18 protein-coding genes and 1 pseudogene are annotated in these 26,063 nt (G+C 56.8%); 11 read left to right on the top strand and 8 right to left on the bottom strand.

Annotation, left to right across the window (positions count from 1 at the left end; translation table 11 throughout):
* Positions 1-29: 29 nt before the first annotated feature.
* Entirely contained in the window at positions 30-4,172 is a 4,143-nt protein-coding gene (locus HH216_RS21040; protein ID WP_169552612.1) for a hybrid sensor histidine kinase/response regulator transcription factor, read from the bottom strand.
* A 340-nt stretch (positions 4,173-4,512) separates the two neighbouring features.
* Here HH216_RS21040 and HH216_RS21035 point away from each other — a divergent pair, with 340 nt between their 5' ends.
* The 3 genes from HH216_RS21035 (at position 4,513) to HH216_RS26285 (ending at position 6,586) form a co-directional block, all read left to right on the top strand.
* Positions 4,513-5,079: a retropepsin-like aspartic protease family protein gene (locus HH216_RS21035; RefSeq protein WP_169552610.1), complete on the top strand. Its 567-nt coding sequence runs from the start codon at positions 4,513-4,515 to the stop codon at positions 5,077-5,079.
* 107 nt (positions 5,080-5,186) lie between these two features.
* Complete coding sequence (locus tag HH216_RS26290) at positions 5,187-5,984, top strand: hypothetical protein (protein ID WP_254448549.1); 798 nt, start codon at positions 5,187-5,189, stop codon at positions 5,982-5,984.
* A gap of 158 nt (positions 5,985-6,142) precedes the next feature.
* Positions 6,143-6,586 carry a WG repeat-containing protein gene (locus tag HH216_RS26285; RefSeq protein ID WP_254448548.1) on the top strand — a complete coding sequence of 148 codons (444 nt, stop codon included), beginning with the start codon at positions 6,143-6,145 and terminating at the stop codon, positions 6,584-6,586.
* Between the two features lie 7 nt (positions 6,587-6,593).
* Here HH216_RS26285 and HH216_RS21025 read toward each other — a convergent pair whose 3' ends face one another.
* The 3 genes from HH216_RS21025 to HH216_RS21015 are packed head-to-tail and all read right to left on the bottom strand — an operon-like array spanning position 6,594 to position 8,876.
* Positions 6,594-7,535 (bottom strand): hypothetical protein, encoded by a 942-nt coding sequence (locus tag HH216_RS21025; protein WP_169552609.1) that lies wholly within the window; start codon positions 7,533-7,535, stop codon positions 6,594-6,596.
* 10 nt (positions 7,536-7,545) lie between these two features.
* Positions 7,546-8,517 carry a hypothetical protein gene (locus HH216_RS21020; protein WP_169552607.1) on the bottom strand — a complete coding sequence of 324 codons (972 nt, stop codon included), beginning with the start codon at positions 8,515-8,517 and terminating at the stop codon, positions 7,546-7,548.
* Between the two features lie 8 nt (positions 8,518-8,525).
* A complete protein-coding gene (locus tag HH216_RS21015; RefSeq protein ID WP_169552606.1) occupies positions 8,526-8,876 on the bottom strand; it encodes a PKD domain-containing protein in 351 nt (116 codons plus the stop codon).
* Between the two features lie 121 nt (positions 8,877-8,997).
* Here HH216_RS21015 and HH216_RS26280 point away from each other — a divergent pair.
* The 3 genes and pseudogenes from HH216_RS26280 to HH216_RS21005 all read left to right on the top strand — a co-directional run.
* Positions 8,998-9,708, top strand: a pseudogene (locus tag HH216_RS26280) (PAS domain-containing protein); the annotation flags it as partial.
* Positions 9,696-12,704 carry a PAS domain S-box protein gene (locus HH216_RS26270; protein ID WP_408641742.1) on the top strand — a complete coding sequence of 1,003 codons (3,009 nt, stop codon included), beginning with the start codon at positions 9,696-9,698 and terminating at the stop codon, positions 12,702-12,704. The pseudogene HH216_RS26280 and the gene HH216_RS26270, both read left to right, overlap by 13 nt.
* A 160-nt stretch (positions 12,705-12,864) precedes the next feature.
* Positions 12,865-14,355, top strand: coding sequence for a helix-turn-helix domain-containing protein (locus HH216_RS21005; RefSeq protein ID WP_169552604.1), 1,491 nt, complete (start codon positions 12,865-12,867; stop codon positions 14,353-14,355).
* 157 nt (positions 14,356-14,512) lie between these two features.
* Here HH216_RS21005 and HH216_RS21000 read toward each other — a convergent pair whose 3' ends face one another.
* From HH216_RS21000 to HH216_RS20990, 3 genes are all read right to left on the bottom strand, one after another.
* Positions 14,513-14,938: a putative toxin-antitoxin system toxin component, PIN family gene (locus tag HH216_RS21000; RefSeq protein WP_169552602.1), complete on the bottom strand. Its 426-nt coding sequence runs from the start codon at positions 14,936-14,938 to the stop codon at positions 14,513-14,515.
* Positions 14,938-15,144, bottom strand: a complete 207-nt coding sequence (locus tag HH216_RS20995) for a hypothetical protein (protein ID WP_169552601.1) — start codon at positions 15,142-15,144, stop codon at positions 14,938-14,940. The genes HH216_RS21000 and HH216_RS20995 overlap by 1 nt, the downstream gene beginning before the upstream one ends.
* A 120-nt stretch (positions 15,145-15,264) precedes the next feature.
* Positions 15,265-16,986 (bottom strand): glutamine--tRNA ligase/YqeY domain fusion protein, encoded by a 1,722-nt coding sequence (locus HH216_RS20990; protein WP_169552599.1) that lies wholly within the window; start codon positions 16,984-16,986, stop codon positions 15,265-15,267.
* A gap of 198 nt (positions 16,987-17,184) precedes the next feature.
* Between HH216_RS20990 and HH216_RS20985 the strand changes: the two genes are divergently transcribed.
* The 5 genes from HH216_RS20985 to HH216_RS20965 all read left to right on the top strand — a co-directional run bounded on the left by HH216_RS20985 (position 17,185) and on the right by HH216_RS20965 (position 25,090).
* Positions 17,185-18,525 carry a TolC family protein gene (locus HH216_RS20985; protein ID WP_169552597.1) on the top strand — a complete coding sequence of 447 codons (1,341 nt, stop codon included), beginning with the start codon at positions 17,185-17,187 and terminating at the stop codon, positions 18,523-18,525.
* 104 nt (positions 18,526-18,629) lie between these two features.
* Positions 18,630-19,757: an efflux RND transporter periplasmic adaptor subunit gene (locus tag HH216_RS20980; RefSeq protein WP_169552595.1), complete on the top strand. Its 1,128-nt coding sequence runs from the start codon at positions 18,630-18,632 to the stop codon at positions 19,755-19,757.
* Between the two features lie 78 nt (positions 19,758-19,835).
* Entirely contained in the window at positions 19,836-23,036 is a 3,201-nt protein-coding gene (locus HH216_RS20975) for an efflux RND transporter permease subunit (protein ID WP_169552593.1), read from the top strand.
* 293 nt (positions 23,037-23,329) lie between these two features.
* Positions 23,330-23,767, top strand: coding sequence for a DUF4890 domain-containing protein (locus HH216_RS20970; protein WP_169552591.1), 438 nt, complete (start codon positions 23,330-23,332; stop codon positions 23,765-23,767).
* A gap of 144 nt (positions 23,768-23,911) precedes the next feature.
* Complete coding sequence (locus HH216_RS20965; protein WP_169552589.1) at positions 23,912-25,090, top strand: MFS transporter; 1,179 nt, start codon at positions 23,912-23,914, stop codon at positions 25,088-25,090.
* A 161-nt stretch (positions 25,091-25,251) separates the two neighbouring features.
* On the opposite strand, the gene HH216_RS20960 is transcribed toward HH216_RS20965, so the two are convergent.
* Entirely contained in the window at positions 25,252-25,992 is a 741-nt protein-coding gene (locus tag HH216_RS20960) for a hypothetical protein (RefSeq protein ID WP_169552587.1), read from the bottom strand.
* Positions 25,993-26,063 lie beyond the last annotated feature (71 nt).

Raw genomic sequence — 26,063 nt, 5'->3', positions numbered from 1 at the left:
ACGCGCCGACGATCAGGCGGGCGATGCGGCTAGGGCCGCTGTTGAGCCAGAAACTCGGAGGGTGTCTGTCGGAAGGTCTGTTTAAAGACCGTTGAGAAATAGCCCGGACTCTCGAAGCCGACGCTGTAGGCCGTTTCGGTGATCGAATGGCCGGCCCGTAGAAACTGAACGGCTCGCTGAAGCCGGTAGTGGCGAATAAAATCGATGGGCGTTAGACTGGTAACGGTCGTCAGCTTACGGTGAAGCGTCCGGCGGCTCATGGCTACGGCCTGCGCCAGCTCGTCGACGCTGAGGGTGGCGTCGTCCAGGCGGCTTTCGATAATCTGCTGCAACTGATCGACAAATGGGCTGGGAACGGGTTCGGCATCAGACGTGTCCTGCCTCGATAGCTGCTGGTAAAGCCGCGTTCGCAGATTGGCCTGGCGGGTCAGCAGGTTAGTCAGCCGCAGGCGCAGTTCATCGACGTGAAACGGTTTGGTCAGGTAATCGTCGGCTCCCCGCTCCAGTCCCTCGACCCGGCTGCGCTGCGCGGCCCGGGCCGTGAGCAGAACCACCGCAATGTGGTTGGTCGTCGGGGTCGATTTGATGCAATTCGTTAGCTGAAAGCCATCCATCCGGGGCATCATCACGTCTGTCAGTACCACATCGGGTAGTTCGCGCTGGCAGATCGCCCAGCCTTCTTCCCCGTCGGTAGCGGTCAGCACCCGATACCGGCCGGTCAGTTCCCCGGCTATGAACGTCCGCAATTCGTCATTGTCATCGACGATCAGCACCAGTGGCGTATCGGTTGTGGTGACGGCAATCGGCTGCTCGGCTGAGGGTGGCTGGGGAGTAGTCTCCGGGACCGCCACCGCCGTGTGTGGGTGCGACAGAGAAAGGAACGGAGCACCGGGCTGGGCCGAGGTGGGCAGGAGCGGCAGGGTCAGCGTAAAGGTCGTGCCGGGGGGATCTTCCGTCCGACTGTCGACCGTAAGCGTGCCACCGAGCAGCTCGGTCAGTTCCTTAGCGAGGGCCAGTCCGATACCGGTGCCTTCGTAGGCACGGGTTTGGGAGGTGTCGACCTGGTAGAACCGGTCGAAAATATGGGGCAGGTGCTCCGTCGGGATGCCGATCCCCGTATCAGACAGGCGGAGTCGTAGCTGGGTGGGCGTTGGCTGGTCGATCGTCAGTAACACCTGCCCACCCGTCGGCGTAAATTTCAGCGCATTGCTGACCAGATTGGTGATAATTTTTTCCCACTTGTCGGCATCGAACAGGTGCGTTTGGTCGGCGTGAGCACCGGGCTGACCAAACGTGTCGACGTGCAGGGTTATGTGCCGGTGGAGCGCCATCGGGAAGAACGGATCGATCAGCCGGTGAATAAACTGAACCGCATCGCCCCGCACCAGCGACACCGCCATCCGGCTCCCTTCCAGCTTGACGAGGTCGAGCAACTGGTTGATAAGGCGCAGGAGTTGTTCGGCGTTCTGATAGATCGAGCGAAGCGACCGGCGGGTTGTCGCGTTCAGGTCCGGCGTTTGTAGCAGCGTCTCGGCGGGCGACAGGATCAGCGTCAGCGGAGTGCGAAATTCGTGGGTGATGTTGGAAAAAAAGCGGGTTTTTACTTCATCGACGGCCCGGAGCTGTTCGGCTTCCCGGCGTTTGAGGATGATCTCCTGCTGCTGCTGTACCTGCCCAATCCGAAACCGGATGAAGCCCAGCACCAGACCGCCAAACGCCAGGGCGTAGAGCAGGTAGGCCCACCAGGTGCGCCACCAGGGGGGCAGAATCACCAGCCGGATCGCGGCACCCTTCTCGTTCCAGACCCCGTCGTTGTTTGAGGCTTTCACCCGGAACACATAATCGCCCGGAGCCAGAAACGAATACGTGGCCGTGCGCTGAGTCCCGCAGTATACCCACCCGCTATTCACGCCGTTGAGCTGATACGCATACCGGGCTTTTTTCGGGGCTATATACGTAAGGCCCACGAAGCTAAACGAGATGATATTGTCGCGGTAAGCCAGCGTTAGGGGGGAATCCGGAAACAGGCGGGTCGAATCCAGCACCTGCGCCTGGGTGATGTACACGGGCGGCTGGTACGGGTTTTCGCCCATTTCCGAGGGGCTGAATACCACCAATCCGTTCGTAGAACCAAACGCCAGTTCGCCCGTGGAGGTGCAGACCCGGGCACCCGTAAAGGTCTGACTCAGCAGCCCATCCTGGGCGTCGAACACCCGAAGTTTGCGCGTGGCGGGGTCCAGTCGGCATAACTCTTTCCCAGTGGCCATCCAGAGCATACCCGTCTGGTCGGCAATCAGGGCCACAACCTGGTTATCCGGCAGGCCGTCATGGCTGGTGAACGTTGAAACGGCGGCTGTTTTTGGATCGATACGAAACACGCCACCGATGTTGGTCGACACCCAGATGGCGCCATCGGCCGTTTCTCCTAGTGTCAGTACGTCCCGGCTGTAAAAAATCTTTCGATTGCCGGCCGGATGCGGGTGGTAACTGGTAAAATGACCGGTGCGGGGGTCTAGTTTGCAGGCACCGACGCCCGCTACGGCTGCCCAGATGTCGCCCGCCCGGCTCACCAGGATGTCGTTGACCTGACCACCACCTTTACCGATGGGGTAATCCTTATCGACCCGGTAAAGCGTGTGCCGGCCGTTGGTGGGGTCGAACTGCGCCAGGATTGACCGGCCACCGACCCACAGCCTTCCCTGCCTGTCCTCACCGATGCTGGTGACGGGAAAGCCGACCCGGTACTGCCGAAGCTGCCCCGTGGCATCCCGGCTTTGCAGGCCCGCCGGGGTCGCCACCCAGACCCGGCCGCTCCGGTCGCCGTGGATGGCCGAAATTACATCGGGGGAGTCGTTGTCGGTGAAGTTTTCGGGTGCAGGCCGCCCCGTTGCGAGCGGCTGTGATGCGTAGCCGGGGTGCGAGGTGTGGTTCGATGGGTCGAGCCGAAACACACCGTCGAGGTGAGAGCGATGGGGGTTGCTGAACCACAGATTGCCCCGTAAATCGGCGGTCAGCATCGTAACGTTGTTCTCAGTCCGGGGCGTCGCGTTGTGGTCTGGAACTGGTTGGTAAAAGGCAAATCGGGGCGTCAGCCCTGAGTAATAGTCGATGCCGTTGGCGGTACCGATCCAGAACGTACCCCGGTTGTCGGCCAGTAGTGCCCACACCTCGTTGTGGCTCAGCGAGTTTGCGACAGTGGGATTTTCCTGGTAGTTGTCGTAATAGCCGGTGGTGGGGTCAAGCCGAAACAGGCCCGACCGCGTGCCAACCATCAGGTTGTGGTGCTGATCTTCCCCCAGCCCCTTCGGCAGTATTTCCTGGTTAGTCAAATAGACCCGACCCGTTGGGGCGTAGGTCGTCGCGGAACTGCTCTGGCCGGATAATCCTTTTTTCGGCAGTAACCGGTGCAGCCCGTTGTATTTGGTGCCCAGCCACAGACTATTGTCGGCCGCGAGATATATCGACTCCACTCGAATTTGCTGCCTGGCCGGGTCGGCCGCGAAATGGAACGGACTGAACTGACCCGTGCGCCGGTTGAGCGTGAACAGCCCGGCAGACGTACCTACCCACAGCGTGCCGAACCGGTCTTCCTGAATCGTCCACACCCGCTGATCGGCGCCCTGCGGAACGGGTATGTTGTAGAGCCGATACTGTTTGGTGTAGGGATTGAATCGGGCTAGTCCGCCTTCCGAGCCAATCCAGAAAAAACCCTGTTTGTCTTCGAACAGGGTGTAGCAGATATCGTAGGGCGCAAACCGATTCGTTCCCGGCTGTTCGACCCGAAAGAAGTTAATCCGGCCGGTTTGTTTGTTGAGTCGATGCAGCCCACCACCCGGCGTGACAAACCAGATGTCGCCCGACCGCGACTCGACCATGTCCCAGATGGTGTTGTGGGCCATGTGGTTGTTGGGGTCGCCGGGGTCGGGCTTATACATGGTGAACGAGTAGCCATCGTAGCGATTGAGACCGTTGCCGGTGCCAAACCACATGAAGCCCTTCCGGTCCTGATAGATGCTGAAAACTCGATTGTGTGACAACCCCTGTTCCGTGCCGAGGTGCTCGAATCCCAGTGGATGCTGCCGCAGTGGATGCTGCCCGCGCGCGAAAGCCGTAATAAATACAGGCAGAACAACGACAAGCAGTCGGCAGCGTTGACGTATGTGTCTAGGCATGGAAATGAGTAGGACCGGACTGTCTGTTGAGACTAATTTTTCAGCATCTGAAAACTATCAAGTTGTTGAATATAAGGCTATTTGGTGGCGATTGCGTCGTAAATCCAAACCTGAACTTATTATTCGGTAGCTGGTCGGTAGCAAAGAGCTACGGGATGATTGGTCTGGTGCGGCCTCAGCGGCCGGCCGAACGCCTGTCAGCCTGATTGCGTTATACGGGCGGTACGATCACATGGATTAAACGATAGGTGCCCGTTCTGGTCAATGACTTATATAGGCACATACATAGGGGAGCGTCGCTACTCCGCTGCTGTGTGCGTAATACCTCGTAAACCAATCTATGCCCTCACAAATGCGCTATTACGTCTGGTTTTGTTTGTTTCTGCTAAGTCAACTGGCGGGCTGTTCCGGCTGCTCGCGGTCGGGTAGTCATCAGCCCCGCCGGCCGAAACGAAACCCGCCAACCGACAGCGTTACGACGCAGGCAACGACGAAACCGACCCTGAAACAGATCGGCGACGGCCCGACGGAAGTCGCGATGCAGAAACGCAACGGCGTGTATCTGGTGCCCGTCACGATCAACGGGCGTGCCATGCAGTTCATCCTCGATACCGGGGCCAGTCTGATTTCGATGTCGACCAGGGAAGCTGAATTGCTTTTCCGGGAGGGAACGATTACCAACCGCGACATCATCGGGCAGTCGGAGTTTCAGGATGCCAACGGTGATATTTCGCCCGGTGCCATCGTGCGGCTGCGCTCGGTCCGGATCGGCGACCGGGTGCTGGAAAACGTCAACGCCAACGTGGTTGGCAATGCGAAGGCACCCCTGCTGCTGGGGCAGTCGGCCCTGTCGAAGTTTGGTCGAATTTCGCTCGATTATCGACGAAATGTCGTGACGTTTGACTGAGTTTGGGTGTTTTGCCGGTATAGGCCGAACTTTGTTGCTACATACTACGACAACCTGTCTACGGGCGTACGTTCCCGACAGGGCGTCCCGGCTGACCCAACCAGACAATGACTGAAACGGAACTCACCGACCAACTGCGCGAACAACTTATTCTGAACGGACCCGATGCCTGGCAGTCGGGCGACTTTTTGTACCGGGCTGATCAACTGGGGTTATCGGATGATGATGCCCGCAAACGCGCCCTTGCCGTTCGGGATGAAGTGCTGGCGAATACCCTGTTGCTGGAACAAATACGCGTCCGGATCAGTCGGCTGATCGAGCCGTCGCGGGTGCATTTGTATGAGCAGGACCTGAGCAAGATTCTCAACGCGGCCGGGTCCGTGGGCCTGTCGGCCGACTTTGTTCGTAACCGCTGGATACCAGCGGAGAAAGCTCGTCTGAGTCCGGTGCCGCCGATAGTGCCAATCGAAACTCGCGCCGAATCGGAGCCGCCAACGCCCGAACCTACAGTTGTTGAGCCGTCGCGCCCGGTTTCGGTACCGCCAGTAATCGAGCTGCCACCTTTGGAAGAACCGTTGGCTCCAGTCGTCGTGCCTGAACCCGTAGCTGTAAGGCCGGCGCCGGTTGTTGTGCCCGAGCCGCAGCCTGTCTACAGCGAAAAGGCCGAACCGTCGCCTGGGCCACCGCCGGTTGTGCGGTCGTTTACGGCTACACCCGCCCGTGTGCGGAAAGGACAACCCGTTACGATTGACTGGGACGTTGCCAACGTGCTGGCCGTAACTATCGACGATCTAGGCGAGGGGCTATCGCCAAAGAATCGGGGTGGGTCAAACCGACGAAATCAACGGATTATACCCTGTTTGATGCCAATAACAACCCACTCAGCACCGTACGAATTGAAGTAATCCAGCCCGACCGGAGCGGGCTATACGGTATCCTGTTTGCGCTGGCGCTGCTGGCGGTCATTTACTGGTTTATTCGGTCGACGAACAATCGTCAGCCGCAGGAACGGCAACAAAACCGGCAGGAAGAACCCGACAAACGTTCGACGGACGGATCGGACATGACACCGCAAAACCCGACCGTCGACGAATCTGCCACAGCCCGCATCGATACCATACCGGCCCCGGCAACTGAAACGACGACTACGGCCGAAGCGGTTCAGGAGAAGCCAGCAACCGAAACGGAACCAGTGGCTGAGCAGGCAACAGATACCAAGACCGCCGGAGCCGATAACACACCCGTCACATCAGGCGATGCGCGTCAGGGCCGTTACGAAGAAGCGTTTGGCGATAGTCGATTCGACAAAGTCGAGCTGGGAGAAGACGATCGGGGCTGGCGACGCGCCCGCAAAAATGGCCGCTGGGGTTATATCGATCCAGAGAATAACTGGGTGATTCAACCCCGCTTTGAAGCTATCACCCCCTTTCGCAACGACGTCGCGTCGGCCTTTCTGGATGGGCAGATGCTGAAAATAGACCGTTCCGGCGAACCTGTCCGGCCCTGACTGGTAATTACCGATCTACCCAATCGTCCGGTCCGAGCGTAACGATGAGTTTCTGAAACGACGTCCAGCTTCCGGAACTGCTTACGCCGATGCTGTTGCCGGGCAGTAGCGCAAACACAAACGGACTGCCCCGCACTTCTTGCTGATTGATGTATACGTGCAGGGCTTTCTCGACACGCCGGATAACCAGCTGGTTGCGGTTTGGGGCAACGGAAACGCCCGGCTTAAAATAATCAGCCGTCATCACCGAGTCCGCAGCCTGTCCGTTGGTAAGCCGGGTCAGGGCCATCGTTCCATCGCTCCGTATCAGGAACGCGCACAGGTTCAACGAGTCACGCACACCAAACAACAGACCGCCCGTCGGTACCCGGCCCGAATCGGCTACCACGTCGAGTTTGATTGTGAAATGGGTGGCCAGATTAAGATTCATCTCCGTAGGCAGCGGCACAACGCTGTAGGCCACTTCGCCCGGTGCCGGATTCACGGGGCGGATGTTGTACCTGCCGAAACCGATCTGGTAATGATACCCCCCTTTTCGGCCCCCTTTCCAGCCATTGCGGTTGGTGGCAAAATCACCGGTAAAAGCAGGCCGGTAACGCTGTGGCTGGGCGGGTATACGGCCAACGGGTGGCGCAGAAACAACCGGTGAACGGCCGGGGCCTGCTGAGGGTGTGGCAACCGGCGCCGTTGATGCCGTACTGGTGGACCTTGTTGCGGCCTGCACTGGCGCGGCCTGTATTGGCGCGGTTCTGGGAGAAGTTGCCGTACTAGCCAACGGCGGAGTGACGCGGGAGGCAGACCGGGAGAGTGACACCCGTTGCCAGTCGCTGCTGGCGGATTCAATTTCTTCGACAGGCTGACTACCAACGGGCTGGACTGGCTCCGTCTGGGCGTAACCCGCCGGACTGTACAGACCCAGTAAAATCCCGAAAACGGCCAGATAACGCATAATCAATTCGTCAGAATGTGTACCGGAGTTGAGCGGTTGGTTGCCCTGCCTGCAAACCGGGTCGCACCGTTACGCCCTCTACGCGTAGTGCTCGCTTCTGCTGATTGTTGCGTAAGCCGCGCAGAAACGTTAGCACCACGTCGGCGGCAGCGATAGCGATAGCCCCGCGCGTGGCAATGTAATAACGATGATAATGGTCGTTTGCTGTCTGGTAATACGGTTCGGCGGCTGCACTATTTCGCTGCTGCTGGTAGAGGGCATAGGCATCGTCGGCGTCCCGCTTTTCCTTTAACCCGTAGAGAATCAGGCTGTAGGTCGTTGCGAAGATAATCGGCCGGAAGCCAACACGCGGCCGGGGCGTCTGCACGAAAATATTGCCGATGCCGGGCGCTACCGCCGATAGTAACGCCCAGGCCGGACCCGCGTACCGACCCGATGACCGCTCGACCACAGGGGCCGGTTCGGAGGCTGCGGGTGCGTTCGCAGGAGTATCCGCCACCGAGGTCGTGCTGCCGGGGCTGGATTGGGCTGGTTCGGGCACTGCTGCCGTGACCGGTGTTGCAGCTGGCTTGTCGGCCGGTTCGGTAGCGGCTGGTGAGGCAGGTTGTTCCGGGCTGGGTGCCCGGCGCGAACTGGCCGATGCGGCAACCGGAACGCGCGCCCGGATCAGTACCGACACCTTAATTTCTTCGTTCAGCGTATACCCGTTGGCGCGGGCATTCCAGACAATCTGCCGGTTGGTTCCAGCCGGCACGTTTATGCCAACATCGCCCTGAATCAGTTCGGGCCGAAGGCGCAATCGACCCCGAATCCGGCTTTGAATCTGCACATAAATTGAATCGCCGGGGCGGGTGTTGAACAGGTCGTACTGGATTTCCAGCCGGGCCGAATCGAGGCTACGGAACCGGATGTTATTAATGCGGTTCTGCGCCATTGATGACAGGGCCAGACCGAGAAAGAGAAGCAGATAGAAAAAACGCATGGCCGAAATTAGCGGACGGTAATCTGACGGGTACTGGTAAAGGTATCGTCGCAGGTGTTGACGATGGTGAGCCGGACCGTATAGGTGCCTGCCCGCGCGTAGCTGTACGCCACCCGCGTGCCAACCCGGTTGCTGCCCGACCCGTCGCCGGGGTCCCAGCCTGCCGCGCCAATGTCGCCCTGCGGACTCTCGAGGTAAAACAGCACGTCGAGCCCATCGGTGGTTACGCCGATGGTGGCTGTGGGTTTGGTGCAGGTGGGGAACACCTTCCGGTCGAGATCAAACGGCTGGCAGGCGGTCAGCAGGAGCAGCCCGAAGATGAGAAGCCGGGCGGGGTGAAGTAGGCGGTGTTGGCGCATGGCAGGGTTAGGCGGAGCAGGCTGATGTAAGGACGGGGTAGCCCCGAATCAGGCTTGTCCGTAAGCGATAATTTTTTGTAAATTTAATGGTTTTACGGTCACACCTCCGTGCCCTACCCTTATGCAAAGGTCTTCAAAAACCCAATCGAAACCGCCAGTAACCAGTGAACAGCCGATCCCGCAGCCCGACGTAACGTCGCTGGTTGCTGAACCGGCGCAACAACCCGACCGGCGAACGGTCGATCAGCTGAACCTGATCGGCGTCACGATCGAGCGCGACGGGACACTCACGTATGCTAACCCGTACACGGTTCGGGTAACGGCCTGGCAGGCGGACGAAATCGTCGGCAAAAACTTCTTCGACATATTCATTCCGGCTACCGACCGCGCCCGACTCGAGCTTGATTTCGACGATTTGCTGGTGCGCGGCCGACTGCCCGAAAACCGGGAAATTTCGCTGCTGACCCGTAGCGGTGCCCTGCGCAACGTGCAGCTTAACTCGCTGCTGGTCGAACGGGACGAGCGATCAAGTGAGATCATCACGGCCATTACGCTGATCGGGGAGGATATCACCAACAAACGGCGGGTGGCGTCGGCGCTGTCGAACACCAATGCGCAGTTGCAGGATCTGGTCGACAACACGTCCGATTTGATTCAGCTACTGACCCTCGACGGTAAGTTTATCTTCGTCAACCGGGCGTGGCGCGAAGTGCTGGGCTATGCTTCGAGTGAAATCGCGTCGCTCAACCTGCGTGATGTCTTACACCCCGATTACGTCGACACCACGCTCCGGATGCTCAAACGGATCGAAGGGGGGCGGTGCTGCCGTACTTTGAAACGGTTTTTCGCGACAAATCGGGGAAAACGATTTTCCTGTCGGGGAGCGTCAACTGCCGGTTCGACAACGGGCGCCCCACGGCTTTCCGCTGTATTCTGCACGACACCACCAGCCGGATACGGGCCGAAAAATCGCAGAAGCTGTACTATAGCATCGCTAACTGGACCATCAACACGCCCAACCTCGACGATCTCTACCAGAAGATTCATCAGGAACTGGGCAATATCATCGACGCGCGCAACTTCTTTATCGCGCTCTACGATTCGAGCAAAACCTACCTGTCGTTTCCCTACTACGTCGATGAATACTTCGGCAACAGCATGCGCTTTACGAAGCGTCGGCTGGGCAACGGTCTGACGGAGTACACTATCCAGGCCAACAAACCCTTGTTTCTCTACGAAAGAGACATTCGTCAGCTGGCCGAGGAAAATAAGATTGATCTGTACAACCAACGGCAGCCGCAGGTGATGTTGACGGCCCCGCTGCGCATCGGCGACGAGATCACAGGGATTATCGGCGTGAAATCGTACAACGACGCCCACACCTACGGCCCCCGCGATCTCGAACTGCTCGAATTTATTTCGGGGCAGGTTGCGCTGGCCATCGCCCGGAAGCAGTCGGAGCAGGTGCTCGATAAGCAGAACGCCCGGCTCAACGCCATTTTCGACAGCAGCACCTACCTGATCTGGTCGGTCAACAAAGGGCTGATGCTGACCTCGTCCAACAAAAACTACCTGCGCCTGATCGAGAATCAGACCGGTGAAAAACCCCGCCTGCAAACCAGTGTGTTGCAGAACGGCTGGCGGATGCTCAACGGCGACAGCCGCCGGATGATGGAAGATCACTACCGGCTGGCATTTCGCGGTATCGCCCAGAGTTTTGAACTGAATTTTACGACGGAAAAAGGCGAAACCTACCTCGAAATCCACCTGAACCCGATTCTGCTGACGGGGGGCGTTATCGAAGAAGTATCGGGTATTGCGCGCGACATTACCAACCGGAAACGGGCCGAGCTATCGACGCTGCGCAGCGAAGAAAAATTCCGGGGTATTTTCGAGAACCTACAGGACATCTACGCCCGCGTCGACCGGAAGGGTAAAATCACGATGGTGAGCCCGTCGGTGTTCAAACGCCTGGGCTACACGCCCGACGAGGTGCTGGGGCAGGACGTCACCCAGTATTTCGTCGACAAGAGCGTGATTCATCAGGCCATGATTAAGTTGGGTCGTACCCACAGCCTGCGGAATTTTGAAGTCAGCATGCGCCGGAAAGACGGCACCGAGCGGCAGTTTATGTTCAACATGCTGATGCTTCAGGACGACACCGGGCATTATTCGGTGGTGGCGGTGCTGGCCCGCGACATTACGGAGCTGAAGCGGCAGTCGGCCGAGCTGGTGAAAGCCCGCGACGAAGCCGAACGTTCGCTGAAGGTGAAAGAGCAGTTTCTGGCCAACATGAGCCACGAAATCCGGACGCCTATGAACGGCGTGATCGGTATGATCGACCTGCTCAACGACACGCAGCTCGACGATGAGCAGCGCAGCTACGTCAAGACGGTCAAGCGGTCGTCGGAAACGCTGCTCAATATCCTCAACGACATTCTCGACCTGTCGAAGATCGAAGCGGGTAAGATGGTGCTGCACGAAGCGCCGGTGGCTTTCCGCGAGATTTTCGAGAAGCTGATCGCCTTGTTCGGGCAGCAGGCCAACTCGAAAAACAACGATCTTACCTATCACCTCGCGCCCGATCTGCCGACCTTCGTTATTGCCGATCAGACGCGCCTGCTCCAGATACTGTCGAACCTGACATCGAACGCGATCAAATTTACCGAGAACGGCACAGTTCGGGTCAATGCGTCGCTGGTAAGCAAGCGGGGGAAGTTCAACCGGATTCGGGTGGCGGTCGAGGATTCGGGAATCGGTATTTCGCCCCAGAACATCAACCTGCTGTTCAACTCGTTTAGCCAGGTCGACACGTCGTCGCGCAAATCGTTTGGCGGGACAGGGCTGGGGCTGGCCATCTCGAAAGAACTGGCGCACCTGATGAAAGGCGAGGTGGGCGTCGAGTCGGTAGTAGGGCAGGGGAGCACCTTCTGGTTTATTATCGAACTGAAAGAAACGGCCATCAGCCCGTCGCAGCAGACAACCGAAGCGGCCGAGATTACGCTCGCCAATTTCTTCAGCACCTACCACCCGCAGGTACTACTCGTCGACGACAATGCCGTAAACCGCAAAGTGGCCAGCGAAATCCTGCGCAAATCGGGTTGCGTTGTTACTACGGCCGACAGTGGCCCGGCGGCTATCGCCCAGGTGAGCGAGCGCTTCCAGGCGATCGGACGGGGGGATACCAGCCCGTTCGATGTGATCTTCATGGACATTCAGATGCCCGATATGGACGGCGTCGAAACGACCCGCAACCTGCGCGAACAGTTTGGTAAAAAACTGCCAACCATCGTGGCCATGACGGCTTATTCGATGCGGGAGGACCGCGAACGGTTTATTCAGCAGGGGCTGGACGACTACATCGCCAAGCCGATCCGGGCGCAGAGTCTGATTGCCAAAGTGAAGGAACTCTCCGACGCCAGCCAGGCGCGGCAGCGGGCCGATGTACCTGCTGCGGCACCGGCACCCGTTGCCGTACAGGCGGAGCCGTCGCTGCCGATCATCGACGAGGAAATCGTTGGTCAGCTGCGCGATATTGGCGGGCAGGAACTGGTCGACAGCATCATGGAAGAGTTTGTGACGGAAGCAACCGAACTGGTCAACGGCTCGATCGACGCGTACAAGCTGGGCGACATACCAACCGTAAAAAGCCACCTGCATACGCTGAAAGGTTCGGCCGGAACGATCGGCGTGGCCCGCGTCGCTGACATTGCCCGCACTGCCGAGGGTAAGCTTAAAGTCGCCGACACGAGTGGCCTGTCCGACGCGCTCGACGCCCTGCAAGCCGCCTTCGCCGACTTTGTGGCAGAACGCGAAAAACAGGCGTAACTTTGCGCTGTGCGGATTTGAGACTGTTGTAGCCTGGACGTCCACGTCCGGGTGGACGCGGTAGCGGCCGAAAAAGCTGCCTCCTGCGAGAGTTGGCCTGACGGCCACCCGGACGTGGACGTCCAGGCTATGGCAGCCTTAACCCTTAAACTAAAGAAAATTGACCCTTCCTGCTGACCATATTCGATTGCTGTTTGGTTTGAAACTGCGGCAGTTGCGACTCGACAAAGGGCTGTCGGCCAGCGATCTGGCGCAGAAGTCCGGCCTGTCGGTTTCGTACGTCACCGAAATCGAAAAGGGCCGAAAATACCCGAAGGCGGATAAGATCGCGGCTCTCGCCAGTGCTATGCAGGTCGACTATGACACGCTGGTATCGTTGAAGCTGAGCAAAAAGCTGGAGCCGATTTCCGACCTGCTGCGCTCGAAATTCCTGACCGAAGTACCGCTCGAACTGTTTGGTATCGACCCGTCGGACCTGCTCGAACTGCTGTCTGATGCGCCCGCCAAAGTTAGCGCCATGATCCGCACGTTCATGGATATTGCCCAGACGTACAATATGAGCGTCGAACGGCTGTATCTCACGATGCTGCGGTCGTACCAGGAAATGCACGACAATTATTTCCCGGAAATCGAAGCGGCTGCCGATAGCTTTCTGGGTGAGTTTATGGCACCGGAGCAGGTCGTGTCTGATACGCTGCTGGTCAATCTGCTCAAGACCCGCTACGAAATACAGATCGAGCAGTTCGATCCGGCTGATCAGCCCGAACTAACGGCACTGCGCTCGATATACCGCCCCGAACGGCGCACGCTGCACCTCAACGCCAGCCTGAACACGGCGCAGCGCACATTCATTCTGGCACGGGAAGTGGCTTTTCAGTACATGGGATTGAAAATTCGCCCATATACGTACTCGTGGGTTGAAGCCGAGTCGTTCGAGCAGATTCTGAACAACTACCGGGCGTCGTACTTCGCCGGGGCTATCCTGATCCGACGCGATGTGCTGGTTGCCAAACTAACGGATCTGTTTAACCGAAGCACCTGGAGCAATGAGGCTTTTCTGCAACTGATTCAGGATTTTGGCTCGACACCCGAGCGGTTTTTTTATCGGCTCAGCAACGTATTGCCCAGTCAGTTTGGCATCGATCAGCTGTTCTTCTACCGGTTCAACCACACGGCGGGCGAAACCAACTTCCAGCTGACGAAAGAGATGCACCTGTCGCGGCAGCAGGGTGGCGGACCGCGCGGTATCGTCGATGAGCACTACTGCCGCCGGTGGATAGCCCTGACGATTTTGCAGGAGCTGCATTTTCTCCAGCAGAACAAAGGCATCGACAGTACGCTTTGCCGGGCGCAGTTGTCGGAATACGCCGATTCGGGACAGCAGTACCTGATTATTTCGGTGGCTCATTCGCACCGCCCCGAAGCGCAGCAGAACATGAGTGTGTCGATGTGTTTTGCAGTCAACGATGCCCTGCGCAGCCGAATGAAGTTTATGCAGCAGCCCTCAGCCGATGTGCCTTATCGGTTGGTCAACGAAGCCTGCGAACGCTGTGGCATTTTCGACTGTCGCGAGCGTGTAGCAGCGCCCATCGTCCTCCAGAAAAAACGCCAGTTTGCCGCCATGAAGCAGGCCCTAGGAAAGCTGGCGTAAGGTTTCTTGAACTGTCTTGAACTGTGATTCGTCTGATTTTTTGATTGCACTGATTTCTTTTTTGAATCACAGTCTATCAGCGCAATCAAAAAAATCACAGTTCAAGAATAAATCACAGTCTATCAGCGTAATCAGACGAATCACAGTTCAAGAATGTCTAACCTGTGATCGATTGCAACGGTAACTCCAGGAAATCGGCAGGGGTAATAATTGATATACCTCTAAACGGGTGCAGGCAGAGCAGGTCGAGATCGCCGGTGATTATGTAATCTGCTTCTCCACAGACGGCTGTTTCAAGAAACTTGTTGTCTTTCTTGTCGCGACAATCGTCGATTGTCAGGTGAATGTGTGTCGACAAGGTTACCCCGGCGTAACGACTGATGAATAAGTCAGCTTCGACAGGAGTAAGGTATCGGGAAAATTTGGGGCGGTGAAGGACGTCCGTCAGTTCGGCAAGACAAGCAGCCGAGGTTATCAGCTGACCATGTTGATACGCTTTGTCAAATGCTCGGCGGCTTACTGACTGGGCAAGTAAGGCCGCGCTCACCAATCCATTTGTGTCAAAAACGATAGTAGGACGCATTAGTCAGCAAGCAAATCATCCAATACGTCAGGTGTAAGTCCGCGTTTGTTGGCCTTGAAACTGATATAATCCATAATGTCAAGCAGGTCAGTTGTTTCGGCGACGCTATCGGCAATCAACAGGGTAATTGCCTTCTTCTGCTCATCGGAGAGTTGTTGATATTGCCGGGCCGTCGCTTCGGAAACCGGAATCTGTAGCATAGTCATCTCGATAAGGGGCTGATTAGGTACAATATAGCAACAACCTCAACCCGAAAGCAAAATGCCAGTTGGATTGAGGTTGTTGCCGAAATAAGATCGGAGTAGTATTACTCACCCTTACAGGATTTACCCTTTCTTCTGCTCTTTGGCCCAGCCGTCTTTGAGGGTGACAGTGCGGTTGAAGACAGGGAGTGCGTCGGTGGAGTCCTGATCGAGGATGAAGTAGCCCTTGCGCATGAACTGTACGTTGGTCAGCGAACCGCTACGAGTCGCTTTGACAAGCGCGGGTTCGACGAAGGCGCGGACCGTTTCGAGCGAGTTGGGATTTATCAGCTCCTTGAAGTCGCGGGGCCGGCCCTCCGGGTCGTCGGCGGCTGGGTTCTCGACCGAGAACAGCCGATCGTACAAGCGGACTTCGGCTTCGACGGCGTGCGGCACCGATACCCAGTGAATCGTGCCTTTGACGTTGATGCCCGACGTGTCGGAACCGCTGCGGCTTTCGGGAATGTACGAGCAGCGCAGTTCGATAATCTCCCCGGCGTTGTCTTTCACCACTTCATCGCACTTGATGATGTACGCGCCTTTCAGCCGGACCATACCACCCGGAAACAGCCGGAAGAATTTCTTCGGCGGGTTCTCCATGAAATCGTCACGCTCGATATACACCTCCCGGCTGAACGGCACGTCGCGCGCACCCGCCGACGGGTCTTCGGGGTTGTTTTCGATCTGCATGATCTCCTCGCGGCCCAGCTCGTAGTTGGTAATCACCAGCTTTAGCGGTTTCTCATCGAGCACGGCCATCAGGCGGGGGGCCGTCCGGTTCAGCTCTTCGCGGATGCAGAATTCCAGCAGACCCACATCAATGAGGTTATCGCGCTTGGCGATGCCGATGCGGTCGCAGAACTCACGTATACTGGCCGACGTGTAGCCGCGCCGACGAATACCGGCGATGGTCGGCATCCGGGGGTCGTCCCAGCCACTGACGTGCTTCTCTTCAACCAGTTGCTTCAGCTTCCGCTTGCTCATCACCGTGTACGTCAGGTTGAGCCGGGCGAACTCGATCTGCCGCGACGGAAAGAGGTCCAGCTTCTGAATGAACCATTCGTAGAGGGGGCGGTGAACCTCGAATTCCAGCGTACAGAGCGAATGGGTGATATGCTCGATCGCGTCCGACTGCCCGTGGGCGAAGTCGTACATCGGGTAAATGCACCAGGCGTCGCCCGTGCGGTGGTGGTGCGCGTGTTTGATGCGGTAGATGATCGGGTCGCGCAGCTGCATGTTCGGCGACGCCATATCGACTTTCGCCCGCAGCACTTTTGCCCCGTCGGGGTAGTCGCCCGCGCGCATCCGGCGGAACAGGTCGAGGTTTTCGTCGACGCTCCGGTCACGGTATTGACTGGGACGACCCGGCTCGGTAGGTGTACCTTTCTGCGCGGCAATTTCTTCAGCCGTCGAATCATCGACGTAGGCCAGTCCTTTCTGAATCAGCGATTCAGCGAACTGGTAGATCTGCTCAAAATAATTCGATGCGTAGAACTCGTTTTCCCACTCGAAACCCAGCCAGCGTACATCGTTTTTGATTGAGTCGACGTACTCGGTGTCTTCCGTAACGGGGTTGGTATCGTCGAATCGGAGGTTAGTCTGCCCACCGTATTCATCCGCCAAACCGAAGTTCAGGCAAATGGATTTGGCATGACCAATATGGAGGTAGCCGTTGGGTTCGGGCGGAAAGCGTGTGTGTACGCGGCCACCGTTTTTACCGGCTGCAATGTCTTCGTCAACAATCTGTTCGATGAAATTTAACGAGCGTTCGGCACGTTCGTCGGAGTCGTAGTGGGCATCCGTCATGAGTCGGGGAAACTGGTAAATAAGGCGAAATTTACGGGGAATGGGCGTCTTTGACAAATTGGCCCGTCAATACCCGTATAGACGATTGTAGCAGAATTTTAGCCCCTTGCGAACAAAACGTAGCCGTCTGGTAGTTGATAGATAGTACACAAGATTGACTATCCGGGTCATCGGGCGTGTACTGCTGTTCATTAAGTTATGAAAAAAGGGATTTTTGGGCTTCTCTGTGTGCTGCTAAGTACCCTCGGAAACCCGCTGCTGGCGCAGAAATCAACCGATTCGCTGACCAGACGAGCGTATTTGAACGATTGCCTGTTGTACGCACTGACTAATTATCCAATTGTTCGTCAGTCATTGATCGATCAGGAGATTGCTGACCGCAACATCAAAATTGCGCAGTCGAGCTGGTATCCGCAGCTGACGAGCGGCTATTCACTTATTCACTACCTGAAACTGCCCGTTACCCAGATACCCGACGCTACCACCGGGGAACGCCGGAACGTAACGCTGGGCGCGCAAAACACGTCGGTCGCGTCTTTTTCCCTGTCGCAGAGTATCCTCAGCCGCGACCTGCTGCTTGCCAACCGCACCGCCGACGCCTACCGGGTGCAGGCGGCTCAGACAACAACGCTGAACAAGATCGACGTAGTTGTCAATGTCAGCAAAGCCTATTACGATGCCGTGCTGACGCAACGGCAAGCCGATATTCTCACCGAAGACATTACGCGACTACAGCGCAGCCTGCGAGATGCCTCGAATCAATACCAGAGTGGGGTAGTCGACAAAACCGACCCGCAGCGCGCACAGGTGGCGCTGAACAACGCGCTGGCTCAGCGGAAGCAATACACCGATTTGGTGGGGGCCAAGATTCAGGTGCTCAAACAGTACATGGGCTACCCGCCGGCGCTTAATCTGGGTGTTGCCTACGACACCACACAGCTGGTCCGCGACACGGCGCTCGACACCACCCAGCTGGCTAATCCGGCAAGTCGGGTAGAATATCAACAGCTACGGACGCAGCGCGAATTGCTCGACGCCAACGTACGCTACGCCCGCTGGGCTTACCTGCCGTCGGTGTCGGCCATTGCCAACTACAATTTTCAGTATCAGAACAACACGTTTACCCAGTTGTACAGTCAGGTGTTTCCAAACTCGCTGATCGGGCTGTCGGTGGTGCTGCCCATTTTTCAGGGCGGTCGCCGGGTGCAGCAACTGCGTATCGCTGAGCTTCAGGTAAAGCGGCTCGACTGGGATTTTGTGTCGCTGACCAACAGCGTCGACGCGGAATATGCGCAGGCCCTGTCGGTGTACAAAGGCAATCTGGCGAACTATTACGCGCTGGTAGCCAATCAGCAACTGGCGCAGGACAACTACCGCATTATCAATTTACAGTATCGCTCCGGCGTCCGGGCGTATCTCGACGTGACCGTTGCCGAAGCCGACCTGCGTACCGCGCGACTCAACGTGTTCAACGCCTTGTATCAGGTGCTGGTCAGCCGCGTCGACGTGCTCCGCGCGTTGGGCGAGTATAGATTTTAATAATTGGTTTAAGGTCTACGGTTTACTGTTCAAGGTTTTGGGCAAGAGACGAAACAACCTTAAACGTTGAACTACAAACCTTAAACTCAAAGGTAAATTACGTTATGACAACGGGTAACTATCGATTACTGCTACTAGGAGGGCTCGTAACACTGGCCGGATGCGGGGGTGGTAAAGACGATAAAAAGCAGCAGGCCCCTCCGCCTACGGCAGTATCTGCGGTGGCGGTTACAAAGGGGAACGCAACGTATTACGACGAGTTTCCCGCAACGATTACGGCGTTTCGCGAGGTCGAAATTCAGCCGCAGGTGTCGGGCAACATCACCGGTATTTTCTTTGAAGATGGGCAGCACGTAACGCGCGGGCAGAAGCTCTACAGCATCGATCCGCAGCAGTATCGCGCCGGTTACGATCAGGCGGTGGCCAACCTGAACGTGCAGAAGGCTAACCTCAACCGGGCGCAGAAAGATGCCGACCGCTATGCAACCCTGGAAAAGCAGGACGCCATTGCCCGGCAGGTGGTCGACAATGCCAATGCGTCGCTGGAAGCCACCCGTATGCAGGTAGCAGCGGCTCAGGCAAACATTCAGCAAGTCGCCACAAACCTGAAATACACCACGATTTACGCACCGCTGGACGGCACGATCGGTATTTCGCAGGTGCGGCTCGGCGCGGCCGTGGCCCCCGGCGGTGGATTGCCGCTGAACACGATCTCGGCCGATAACCCGTTGTCGGCCGATGTGCAGATCGATGAGACGCAGATACCGCGTTTTACCGCGTTGCAAAACAGTGCCAGCAAGGGCGGAGACTCGACGTTTTTGCTCATGTTGCCCAACAACGCGCAGTACGCGTATCCCGGCTCCATCCGTATCGTAGACCGGGCCGTCGACCCGCAGACCGGTACCCTGCGTGTACGTATTGCGTTTCCGAACCCGAAGAATCAGCTGAAGGTCGGGCAAAACGTCAACCTGCGGGTGCGGAATCAGACGCCGGGGCAGCAACTGCTGATCCCGTACAAAGCCGTAACCGAGCAGATGAGTGAGTACTTCGTCTACGTCGTGGGCGACAGCAGCAAGGTGACGCAGAAGAAAGTGACGCTGGGTGCCCGGATCAACGATAAGGTCATCGTGAAAAACGGCCTGAACGAAGGCGAAATGATCGTAACGGAAGGCACGCAGAAAGTAAAGGAAGGCGCGAAGGTAAAGGTCACGAACAATCCAAAGAGCGAATGAGTGAAAGAGCGAAAGAGCGGCCATCTGGTGTGACACTCTTTCACTCTTTCAGTCTTTCGCTCTTTCACTCTTTGATTTATGTTTGAAGTATTCATCAACCGACCCGTCACGGCCATTGTGGCGTCCATTGTCATTGTGGCACTGGGCGTGCTGGCCCTGCTGACGCTGCCTGTCAGTCAGTACCCCGACATTACTCCGCCGGTGGTGCAGGTGACGAGTAACTATACCGGGGCCGATGCCCAGACGGTGGAACAGACCGTAGCAACGCCCATCGAAACGCAGGTCAACGGTACGCCGGGTATGGACTACCTGCAAACCAACGCCACCAACGATGGGCGGATGACGATGAACGTGACCTTTAAAGTAGGCACCGACGTAAACATCGCAGCCCTCGACGTGCAGAACCGCGTCGGTATCGCGACGCCCCAGATTCCCGAAGAGGTAACCCGGCTTGGCGTGACGGTGCGGAAGCGTAACCCGTCGCTGTTTATGCTGGTGGCGCTTTATTCGCCCAATGGCACTCACAACGTTTCGTTTCTCGACAACTACGTCAACATTTACATCCGCGACGCTTTGCTGCGGGTGCCGGGCGTGGGCGATATTTTCAGCCGGGCCGACGATTTCAGTATGCGAATCTGGCTCCAGCCCGACAAGCTGGCGCAGCTGGGCATGACCCCGTCTGATGTAACGGCGGCCTTGCAGGAGCAAAACCTACAGGTAGCCGGTGGGTCGGTGGGTGGCCCGCCACAGCCCAGTTCGCAGGCGTTCGAGTACACCGTCTTTACCAACAGCCGACTCAGCAAAGAGAGCGAGTTCCAGCAGATTATTGTCCGTAGCGACCCGAGTAAAGGCGCGCTGGTGCGGCTTGAAGATGTTGCGCGTGTGCAGCTCGGTAAGTTCTCCTACGCCAGCAACTCGTTTGTCGATGGTAAGCGGGCGTCGTACCTGCTGGTGTATCAGTTGCCGGGCAGTAACGCGCTTGAAACGGCGAAAGGGGTATACGCAGCGATGGATCAGCTGAAAAAGACCTTTCCCAAAGACATCAATTACGTAGTGCCGTTTGAGTCGGTATCGGTTATTCAGGTGTCGATTTCGGAAGTGGTCGAAACACTGGTCGAAGCGCTTATTCTGGTCGTACTGGTCGTATTCCTGTTTCTGCAAAGCTGGCGGGCTACGCTCATCACACTGCTGGCTATTCCGGTGTCTATCGTCGGTACGTTCGCGCTGTTCATACCGCTCGGATTCACGATCAACACACTGACACTCTTTGCGTTCGTACTGGCCATTGGTATCGTCGTCGATGATGCCATTGTGGTGGTCGAAGCCGTGCAGGCCAACATTGACCGGGGCAAAACGCCGAAGGAAGCGACGGTGGAGGCCATGCGCGAAATTTCGGCCCCGGTTATCGCCATCGCCCTGATTCTGGCGGCTGTGTTCGTGCCGGTGGGCTTTATTCCGGGTATCGTCGGGCGGTTGTATCAGCAGTTCGCCATTACCATCGCTGTGTCGGTGCTTATCTCGGCATTCGTGGCCCTCTCGCTGACGCCTGCCCTGTGTACACTGCTGCTGAAAGAAGAACGGATCGACGAAAATTCGACGGGTCTGAACAAGTTTTTCTACAAGTTTAACCAGTGGTTTGGGCGGGTATCGGATTCGTACACCAACGGGGTGAAACGGCTCATCAAAGCTACTCCGCTGGTGATTATCGGGCTGATCGCTGTCTATGTCGGTACCGTATTTCTGTTCCGTGCCAAGCCAACAGGCTTTATTCCGACGGAGGATGAAGGTCGTCTGATCGTCACCTACGAAATACCGGAAGCCGCTTCGACCACCCGAAGTCTGGAAGTGCTCAACAAGATGATGGCCACGCTGAAGCAACAGCCGTTCGTCAATCACTTTGCCGCGCTGGGCGGTCTGAACGCCATCACGTTTGCGTCGAAATCGAACAGCGGTACGGTGTTTATGCAGCTTAAGCCGTGGGAAGAACGAACCGAGCGGAACATGCAGGCCGATTCGCTGGTGGTGAAGCTCCAGAAGATTTTTGCCGGCCTGAACGATGCCCGGGTGCAGGTGCTGCAACCCCCGGCTATTCCGGGTTTGGGTCAGTCGTCGGGTTTTACGTTTGAGATACAGCAGCGGCAAACCAACGACGATGTGCAGGCGTTCGACAACGTGACGCAGAACTTCCTGGCGGCCCTTCAGAAGCGGCCGGAGATCGGTCGGGCTTACTCGTACTTCACCGCCAAATCGCCCGCTTACCGCGTCGATGTCGACCGCGACAAGGCGAAAAAGCTGGGCGTCAGTGTGTCTGATGTTTACCGAACCCTGCAAACGTATTTGGGTAGTCAGTACATCAACGACTTCATTATTTACGGTCGTAAGTTCCGGGTTGTGGCGCAGGCCGACACTTCGTTCCGTACCGACGTGCGCGACATCAGCCAGTTTTACGTGCGGAATCAGGCCGGGCAGCTGCTGCCGATGACCGCCGTTGCGAAAACAACGGTGATTGAAAATGCTCCGCTCATCTCGCACTTCAACCTGTTCCGGTCGGTGGAGGTCAACGGTCAGTCGGCACCGGGGTACAGTAGTTCGCAGGCCAACGACGCGCTGCGCGAAGTGGCCGCGCAGACGCTGCCGGAGGGATATGCCTACGACTTTTCGGGCCTGAGCCGCGAGGAGATTAACGCGGGCAGCAGTTCGGTGTACATCTTCGCGCTGAGTGTTGCCTTCGTATTCCTGTTCCTGGCGGCACTCTACGAAAGCTGGTCAGTACCATTCTCCGTTCTGCTGTCGGTGCCGATTGGTGCGCTGGGTGCCATTATCGCGCTGATTCTGTTCCCGTACCTGACCAACAACGTCTACGCGCAGATTGGTCTGATTACGCTGATTGGTCTGGCTGCGAAAAACGCGATCCTGATTGTGGAGTTCGCCAAAGAGCGGGTCGATAAGGGTGAGGATCTGCTGGACTCGACACTCGAAGCGGTCCGGCTCCGACTGCGCCCGATTCTGATGACTTCGCTGGCGTTTATTCTGGGCGTGTTCCCGCTGGCGCTCGCGAGTGGGGCGGGTGGTGTTGCCCGCGCCACCATCGGCCGGACGGTACTGGGTGGTATGCTGGCGGCTACCTCGCTGGCTATCTTCGTCGTGCCGGTGTTGTACGTGGGTATCACGCGGCTGGCTTACGGTAAGAAAGGGCTGGAGGAGCTGAAGAAAAACGCTGAGAAAAAGAAAGCAAACGAAGAGCAGCCCGAAGAGCAACCGCAGATGGTTGACAAGTAACGGCTGGCTCGCCAAACACAAATCCCCTGACTAGTCTCGCTGGTCAGGGGATTTGTGTTTGTAGCCTGTGTAGATGTAGCCTGAACCGGCCACCGCATGGGTCCACGTCCGGGTGCCCGTCAGGGCAATTACTGTAAGCGGAAGCTTTGCAGGCTGCTATCGCGTCCACCCGGACGTAGACCCACGCGGTGGCCGGTCCAGGCTACACAGCGATTAACAGTCAATTAAATAAGCGTAACTGGCTAAACTACCGGGTCGATCGCTCGTCTTACGAAGAAACAACCATCACGATCATGCTTACCAAACTTGCTTACACCGGGCTGCTTTGCGCACTGCTTTCACTGCCATCGCTGGCCCAACAAGCCCCCATGTCGACCGTGCCGCATCAGCAAGGCACCAGACAGGGTCAGAAAATGGCCGACCCCAGCATTCGCGCGCAGAAAATGACCGACCGGATGACGAAAGAACTGGGTCTGGATCAGGCAACGTCGCAGAAAGTCTACGCGGTTGCGCTAACCCGTGCCCAGAAAATCGACGGGATCCAAGCCAGCCCCGACGATAATCGCACCAAAGCGAAAGCACTGAAAGCCAACGCCGACGATTTCAAGGCACAGCTTAAAGGTATCCTGACACCCGATCAGTTCACGAAATACAGCGCCATGAAAGGGCACCGTCGGTCTGGTCGCGGAGGGGCTGCCAGTGCAGACAGCACGGACACTGATCAGATGTAAAGCTGTGCATTGTCTCCGGCAGCATCCCTGCTGTCGAGCCGAAGGCTAAATAGGCGCGACCTCGTGCCAGCCGTTATTGTAGCCCGACAGCAGGGATGCTGCCGGAGACAACAGCAGATCGGAGCCGGGCCGCTATCTTTGGCCATGCCTGATTCCTTACTCGTCCGTGCCCGGTTGCCGGTGATCGTGCTGGCGCAATTTGCCGGAACGTCGCTCTGGTTTGCCGGAAACGCGATTCTTCCCGATCTCCAGCCCTTGCTCAACAGCCCCGGCCTGAACGGCTGGATTACGTCGGCGGTGCAGATTGGCTTTATCAGCGGTACGCTTGTGTACGCCCTGCTGGCGTTGCCCGACCGTTTCCCCACAACGCGGGTGTTTCTGCTGTCGGTGGTGCTGGCAGCTCTGGCTAACGTCGGCTGGCTGTTTGTACCGCTCCGGGCCGAAACCGTGCTGACAAGCCGGGTGCTGACAGGCTTTTTTCTGGCCGGCGTTTACCCCGTCGGGATGAAACTGGCCGCCGACTGGTTTCGGCCGGTGCTGGGCCGGGCGATGGGCTTTCTGGTGGGGGCGCTGGTGCTCGGTACGGCGTTTCCGCATCTGCTGCGTGGGCTGGGTACGACCCTGCCATACCGGAGTTTGATGCTGGCCGTAAGCGGACTGGCCATTGGCGGGGGGCTGCTTCTGTTTCTGGTCGTACCGTCGAAACCCGTGTCGGGGCAGCGCGTTCGGTTTCAGGTCAACACCCTTCGTACACTGTTTCAGCCCTCGGCATTTCGCCCGGCGATGCTGGGCTATTTCGGCCACATGTGGGAGTTGTACACGGTCTGGGCGTTTCTGCCACTGCTCATCGGCCTGTACAACAAATCGCACTCGACCGAGCCGCTGAACGTGCCCATCTGGTCGTTTCTGACGATTGCCGCCGGTATGCTGGGTTGTGTGCTGGGTGGGTTTCGGGCGTTGCAGATCGGGAGTAGCCGGGTGGCTCGCTACCTGCTCATGACGTCGGGGCTGTGCCTGGTACTGCTGCCGCTACTTTCATCGATGCCTCCCGCGTTTTTCGGGGTTTTCCTGCTCATATGGGGAGCCGCTGCCGCTGGCGACTCACCCCAATTTTCGACGCTTGTGGCCAGTCAGACACCGCTCGACAGCCGGGGCAGCACCCTAACGCTCGTTACCAGCGTGGGCTTCCTGATTACCGTCGTATCGATTCAGACAATGGCCTGGCTGGTGTCGCATTACGGTGCATCGCTATGGCTGTTCTGGCTGCTGCTACCGGGGCCGGTGCTGGGTGTGCTGGCTATTCGGGAAAATCAGAACGGGTAACGGCTTTGCTTGTAACGCAAATGATAGGCTGATGGCCACACAAGTTATTTGCCTGAATGCAGTTGCCCTCGGCCTTTATAACCTTTCTCGGTTGGGCTGCGGTGCTTGACCTTTCGGCCTGCATCCTGTCACTTGAAAGCTGCCCACGCGAAGCGAACCGTCTATTTTGAAATGGGCCTATACGTTTTAGTATAATTCTCGTATTTCCATTCCTGCGCAGCGGGCTTGTCGCCGTTTATAGAAACATCCGAAAATTTTACAAGTGTGTAATCTTTAGGATTTAAATTGTCTCTCTGAACAACCTGAAGTGGCAAGTATCTGTCATCTACAATGACTGTGTATGTTAAATTCTTTTCAATACTCAGTTTCTCTAACTTACCGAACCTACTCATCATATAGTTATTCAAAGTGAAACGGAAAGCATTAAACTTTCTGCCGTCTATTATAGTATCAGCCGTTGATTTGTTTGTTGTATCGGACGACAGAATAATTGGTAAAAAAGACTTTAATGTATAGTAAGAGTTAACAAAGGAGGTTTGACTACGAAATGTGTTGTTAGATGGCCTCTTTGTCAACTCAATAGTATGTTTCTTTTTATTGATGTAGAAGTACTCTTCTCCGTTGAAAACGGAGGAATAATCTTTCTCGCTGTCAGTAAAAATCAGACCTAGTAACGGCTCATTCTTGTCAAATTCCATATAGACTTTCTTGTTAACGTATTTATGATAATTCTCAGATAAATAATTTGACTCGATATAATAATCGTACTTCACATGATGTATAGCATTTAATGCTCTTAAAGTGTTTCTAATTATTTTATTTACGGCTGCCGTATCGGAAGTGCTGTTCGCAAGAGTGCTATTAGTTGCGAAAAGTGCAAAAATATAAAGCAACGTTTTCATGAATTTTAGCGTAGATCAAGAGTTAAGAATGGCTACCTAAACAAATTTTGCTCTCGTGGTCGACATAACAT

Origin of the sequence: Spirosoma rhododendri, assembly GCF_012849055.1 — a bacterium.
In the GTDB taxonomy this organism is placed as follows: Bacteria; Bacteroidota; Bacteroidia; order Cytophagales; family Spirosomataceae; genus Spirosoma; species Spirosoma rhododendri.
This window is presented reverse-complemented; position numbering and strand designations above follow the sequence as displayed.